Source organism: Vibrio sp. D173a (assembly GCF_030248475.1).
Genome location: NZ_JAHGAH010000213.1, coordinates 1 through 1,068, shown reverse-complemented (window position 1 = coordinate 1,068; position 1,068 = coordinate 1). Strand labels below are relative to the sequence as shown.

The 1,068-nt window shown below is 47.6% G+C and carries 1 protein-coding gene; it reads right to left on the bottom strand.

Going from position 1 to position 1,068, the window contains the following annotated elements:
- Positions 1-13: 13 nt before the first annotated feature.
- On the bottom strand, positions 14-1,068 hold a 1,055-nt coding region (locus KIV40_RS20195), incomplete at its 5' end, for an IS4 family transposase (RefSeq protein ID WP_285350978.1).

Sequence of the window (1,068 nt, the reverse complement as noted above, 5' to 3'; positions counted from 1 at the left end):
CTGGCGGATCCCCTCATAATTCACCTAACCCGCAAGTATGGGTGAGGCGTTGATATTCCACCATCGCCCAATGATATTGCGATTCTTTTATTCGGTATCGCCGATGGCTGCGTACTTCCTTTCCCAGTCTAGGGATCGAGAGCACACGCCGATGCTTGATGGTGTTAGCTTGGAAGTCATAATGCCATTTGGCTTGCATGGCGATTAAGCCATTCCACCACATGATGATTTCGGCCATTAATGCCATAAGTAATAAAATATCAATACGCTTGGTGCAGCGAGTTCGATTATGACGGAGCGCCAACCCGTAGGCAGGGCTTTTTAGATCTCGGAACGACTCTTCAATTTGCATTCTTTTGGCGTACAAACGGGTTATTTTAATGCCGTTAAGTACATGATTGGGGATATTAGTGACCAGAAGCCAAGGCTCCTTTGCTCCTTTATGGAACACTTTTCCAGCCGAGTGTTTCTGGCAGGTTCGACTATGTCGATGCGCTTTTCTGCCTTTGGGCTGGCCTTTATACAAATACGCAAAACACCTGAGCGGCGAACGCCTAGCAAGTTGGCTTTCTCCTAAAAACAGTGGTTTATCTGTTGCTTGAGGATAAAATGTTTTGTTCCATAGCCACGCGCCCTCGCCGCACTTAATCGAGACTTCGCCACGTACACGCCCAAGCCAGAACCAACCTTTGTTGGCCACTTGCCGGAACCACGTATTTCTAAAGCCCGCATCAGAGACAATGATGGGCGTGCAGCCTTGGGGGAGCAGGGATTGAAGCTTATCGAGAAAGAGTTGATGACTTTTGGGTGAGTTGTAGTTTTTGTACTCGAATGCCTGCTCATAAAGCGTGACGGCGCGACCTTTAACAGATACCGAAGCACGTAATGTCATGTAGCGTAATTGCTCTCGAACATCCGACCAATCGACCAGCACCACCGGAAATGGATTGGCGCGGGTAATAAAAGACGCATGCCATCTATATATGGATTCTTTTTCACGATGTAGATTGCGATTACCAAGTAGTCGGTCGATACGTTTGATGGCATGTTTCACTGTGGTATCAGTGT